This is a genomic window from Pontibacter mangrovi, assembly GCF_006385705.1.
Taxonomy (GTDB): Bacteria; Bacteroidota; Bacteroidia; order Cytophagales; family Hymenobacteraceae; genus Pontibacter; species Pontibacter mangrovi.
In genome coordinates this window covers 1-5015 of record NZ_VFRQ01000023.1, presented here as the reverse complement: position 1 = coordinate 5015, position 5015 = coordinate 1, and the positions used below count along the sequence as shown (strand labels likewise).

General features: G+C 56.4%; 3 rRNA genes. All 3 read right to left on the bottom strand.

Annotation, left to right across the window (positions count from 1 at the left end):
• Positions 1–18: 18 nt before the first annotated feature.
• The 3 genes from rrf to FJM65_RS21030 all read right to left on the bottom strand — a co-directional run bounded on the left by rrf (position 19) and on the right by FJM65_RS21030 (position 4964).
• Positions 19–130 (bottom strand): 5S ribosomal RNA (gene rrf, locus FJM65_RS21040).
• A 115-nt stretch (positions 131–245) separates the two neighbouring features.
• Positions 246–3139 (bottom strand): 23S ribosomal RNA (locus FJM65_RS21035).
• A 302-nt stretch (positions 3140–3441) separates the two neighbouring features.
• Positions 3442–4964 (bottom strand): 16S ribosomal RNA (locus FJM65_RS21030).
• Together the 16S, 23S and 5S rRNA genes form the textbook arrangement of a ribosomal RNA operon.
• Positions 4965–5015 lie beyond the last annotated feature (51 nt).

Here is a 5015-nt window from a genome sequence, read left to right as displayed (position 1 = left end):
AGGGGCCCTTCTTGTTGGGGTTGGCGGCCACCTACTCTCCCGGGTGTGACCCCAGTACCATCGGCGCGCCCGGGCTTAACTGCTCTGTTCGGAATGGGAAGAGGTGCTCACCGGGGCCATAGCCACCATTGCCTTGCTGCGGTCTGTGTCGCAGTCGATGCTGTTTTGCTATGTGCAATGCTTTTTTAGGACATGTAGGAGGGAAAGAGACAAAGGGAAGAGGTGAGAGCGGCGGGCCGGTTCTCGGCCGGACGCCCCCGGGCAATTAGTACCGCTCGGCTTTGCTGTCTCCAGCTTTACACCTGCGGCCTATCGACGTCGTCGTCTTCGACGGCCCTTCAAGGGAGATCTCATCTTGGGGCGGGTTTCGCACTTAGATGCTTTCAGCGCTTATCCCGTCCGAGCGTAGCTACCCTGCGCTGCACCAGGCGGCACAACAGGTCCACCAGAGGCTCGTCCAACCCGGTCCTCTCGTACTAAGGTCAGGACCCCTCAAATCTCCAACGCCCACAACAGATAGGGACCGAACTGTCTCACGACGTTCTGAACCCAGCTCGCGTGCCACTTTAATCGGCGAACAGCCGAACCCTTGGGACCTTCTCCAGCCCCAGGACGTGACGAGCCGACATCGAGGTGCCAAACCTCCCCGTCGATATGAGCTCTTGGGGGAGATCAGCCTGTTATCCCCAGAGTACCTTTTATCCTTTGAGCGATGGCCCTTCCATGCGGAACCACCGGATCACTATATCCGCCTTTCGGCCCTGCTCGGCTTGTGGGCCTCACAGTCAAGCTCCCTTGTGCTATTGCGCTCTGCGCACGGTTACCAAGCGTGCTGAGGGAACCTTTGAAAGCCTCCGTTACTGTTTTGGAGGCGACCACCCCAGTCAAACTACCCACCAAGCACTGTCCCCCCTCGTAGGAGGTTAGGCGCCAAGCAACTCAAGGGTGGTATTTCAAGGACGGCTCCGCGATGCCTGGCGACACCGCCTCGCAGCCTCCCACCTATCCTACACATGAGTTACCCAGCGTCAATGCTAAGCTATAGTAAAGGTTCATGGGGTCTTTCCGTCCCGTTGCGGGTACTCGGCATCTTCACCGAGACTACAATTTCACCGAGCTCACGGCTGAGACAGCGCCCAGATCGTTACACCATTCGTGCAGGTCGGAACTTACCCGACAAGGAATTTCGCTACCTTAGGACCGTTATAGTTACGGCCGCCGTTTACCGGGGCTTCGATTCAATGCTTTGGGTTGCCCCTAACATCCCCTCTTAACCTTCCGGCACCGGGCAGGTGTCAGGCCTTATACTTCATCTCTCGATTTCGCAAAGCCATGTGTTTTTGTTAAACAGTCGCCTGGGCCTTTTCACTGCGGCTTCTCCATCGCTGGAGGAAGCACCCCTTCTCCCGAAGTTACAGGGTCATTTTGCCGAGTTCCTTGGCCGTGATTCACTCGAGCACCTTAGGATTCTCTCCTCGACCACCTGTGTCGGTTTGCGGTACGGGCGGCCATGCAGTCAAACACTTAGCGGGTTTTCTCGGGAGCCTGGTTAGGGACGCTCGCCGCCCCCGAAGGGTTGGCGTACTTTCCACTTTCAGCATCGATGGCGTACTTCACTACCAAAGATATACCTACGGTGTTAAGCGCACTATTCCGTCAGTGCGCGGTCCTTTCACTTCTCCGTCACCGCATCGCTATGCATGGCCGGTGCTGGAATATTAACCAGCTGTCCATCGACCTGCGCTTTCGCCTCGGCCTTAGGACCCGACTAACCCTGATCCGATTAGCGTTGATCAGGAAACCTTGGTCTTTCGGTGTGCGGGTTTCTCGCCCGCATTATCGTTACTTATGCCTACATTTGCTTTTCCCTGCGCTCCAGTCAGCCTCGCCGGCTGACCTTCACCGCCCAGGGAATGCTCCCCTACCAGTGCAGTAAACTGCAATCCGCAGCTTCGGTATTAGACTTGATGCCCGATTATTATCGATGCCCTCTCGCTCGACCAGTGAGCTGTTACGCACTCTTTAAAGGAATGGCTGCTTCCAAGCCAACCTCCTGGCTGTCTGGGCAAGTGGACCCCCTTTGTTCAACTTAGTCTAAATTTAGGGACCTTAGCTGGCGGTCTGGGTTCTTTCCCTCTCGGCCTGGGACCTTAGCACCCCAAGCCTCACTGCCGCGTATGTCTAGTGGCATTCGGAGTTCGTCAGGATTCGGTAGGATGTGACTCCCCCTAGTCCTATCGGTAGCTCTACCTCCACAAGACTCCACCGCGACGCTGCCCCTAAAGGCATTTCGGGGAGTACGAGCTATTTCTCAGTTTGATTGGCCTTTCACCCCTACCCACAGGTCATCCAAATGCTTTTCAACGCAAACTGGTTCGGACCTCCAACTGGTTTTACCCAGCCTTCATCCTGCCCATGGGTAGATCACAAAGTTTCGCGTCTGCCCCCCCTGACTGCGCGCCCTGTTCAGACTCGCTTTCGCTGCGGCTCCGTGCTTTCAAGCACTTAACCTTGCCAGGGAGGAGCAACTCGTAGGCTCATTATGCAAAAGGCACGCCGTCACCACACTAGGTGGCTCCGACCGCTTGTAGGCGCACGGTTTCAGGATCTGTTTCACCCCGTTATTCACGGTGCTTTTCACCTTTCCCTCACGGTACTGGTTCACTATCGGTCTCTCAGGAGTATTTAGCCTTAGCGGATGGTGCCGCTGGATTCAGGCGGGATTTCTCCGGTCCCGCCCTACTCAGGATACCACTAGGGCCAAGCAGCTTACGCACACGGGACTCTCACCCCCTATGGTCAGGCTTCCCAGCCTGTTATGCTTCAATACTTGGTCCCACGGCGTGGTCCTACAACCCCGCAGCTGCCGTGACAGCTGTGGTTTGGGCTAATCCGCGTTCGCTCGCCACTACTTGCGGAATCACTGTTGTTTTCTCTTCCTCCGGGTACTTAGATGTTTCAGTTCCCCGGGTTTGCCCCCCGTAGGGTACTAGCACTTCATGCTAGTGGGTTGCCCCATTCGGACACCCGCGGATCAGTGGGTATGTGCCCCTCCCCGCGGCTTATCGCAGCTTGTCGCGTCCTTCATCGCCTCTGAGAGCCTAGGCATCCCCCGTGCGCCCTTCTTTAGCGTCTTCGGCCGGCCCCACAAGCGTGGGCCGGCCCGCCTCTCTCGCACTAGGGCTCTGTTGCCAGAGCCTAGTCTTCTTTTCTTTATCTCTCTCCCAACATGTCAAAGAACGTTCCTTAAGGTACGAGTTACGGGCGCCGGGTTAGGAGTGCGTGCACTCTTCCCTCTTTGCCGTTAACTTCCCCTTAAGCGTGAAGCAAAAACCTTTTGTCCTTGCCTTACAGGTTTTGAGAATGATTAATTGAAACAGTTGTTTAAGGTATCCTTGCAGGACCTGCGTCTATTTCAGGAAAGCCCGGGGTCTTCCCTAGAAAGGAGGTGATCCAGCCGCACCTTCCGGTACGGCTACCTTGTTACGACTTAGCCCCAGTTACCAGTTTTACCCTAGACGGCTCCTATGACGGTCACCGGCTTCAGGTCTCCCTGACTTCCATGGCTTGACGGGCGGTGTGTACAAGGCCCGGGAACGTATTCACCGCGCCGTTGCTGATGCGCGATTACTAGCGATTCCGGCTTCACGGAGTCGAGTTGCAGACTCCGATCCGAACTGAGACCGGCTTTTTGAGATTGGCGCCCCATCGCTGGGTGGCGACCCTCTGTACCGGCCATTGTAGCACGTGTGTAGCCCTAGGCGTAAGGGCCATGATGACTTGACGTCGTCCCCGCCTTCCTCGCTTCTTGCGAAGGCAGTCCCTTTAGAGTCCCCGCCATGACGCGCTGGCAACTAAAGGTAGGGGTTGCGCTCGTTGCGGGACTTAACCCAACACCTCACGGCACGAGCTGACGACAGCCATGCAGCACCTTGCTTTGTGCCCCGAAGGGAAGGTTCATCTCTGAACCGGTCACGCGCATTCTAGCCTAGGTAAGGTTCCTCGCGTATCATCGAATTAAACCACATGCTCCACCGCTTGTGCGGGCCCCCGTCAATTCCTTTGAGTTTCACCCTTGCGGGCGTACTCCCCAGGTGGATGACTTAACGCTTTCGCTTGGACGCCGACCGTATATCGCCGACATCGAGTCATCATCGTTTACGGCGTGGACTACCAGGGTATCTAATCCTGTTCGCTCCCCACGCTTTCGTGCCTCAGCGTCAGTTTCGGCCCAGCGAGCTGCCTACGCAATCGGGGTTCTTGGCGGTATCTAAGCATTTCACCGCTACACCGCCAGTTCCGCCCGCCTCGACCGAACTCAAGCCCGCCAGTATCAACGGCAGTTCCACGGTTGAGCCGTGGGATTTCACCGCTGACTTAACGGGCCGCCTACGCACCCTTTAAACCCAATAAATCCGGACAACGCTTGCACCCTCCGTATTACCGCGGCTGCTGGCACGGAGTTAGCCGGTGCTTATTCATCTGGTACCGTCAGTTACCCCCGCAGGGGCGTTTTCTTCCCAGATAAAAGCAGTTTACAACCCAGAAGGCCTTCTTCCTGCACGCGGCATGGCTGGGTCAGGCTCTCGCCCATTGCCCAATATTCCCTACTGCTGCCTCCCGTAGGAGTCTGGTCCGTGTCTCAGTACCAGTGTGGGGGACCATCCTCTCAGAACCCCTAGCCATCGTCGCCATGGTGGGCCGTTACCCCGCCATCTAGCTAATGGCACGCATGCCCATCTTCCACCGCCAAAGCTTTCATAGTCTTCGGATGCCCTCAAACTATGGTATGCGGTATTAATCCGTCTTTCGACGGGCTATCCCCCAGTGGAAGGTAGGTTGCATACGCGTTACGCACCCGTGCGCCACTAACCTGACCTCCGAAGAGATCAGATTCGTTCGACTTGCATGTATTAGGCCTGCCGCTAGCGTTCATCCTGAGCCAGGATCAAACTCTCCATTGTAAGAATTATTTCCTGTGTTTTAAAAACACAAATGTGTCTGTCCGACCCCGG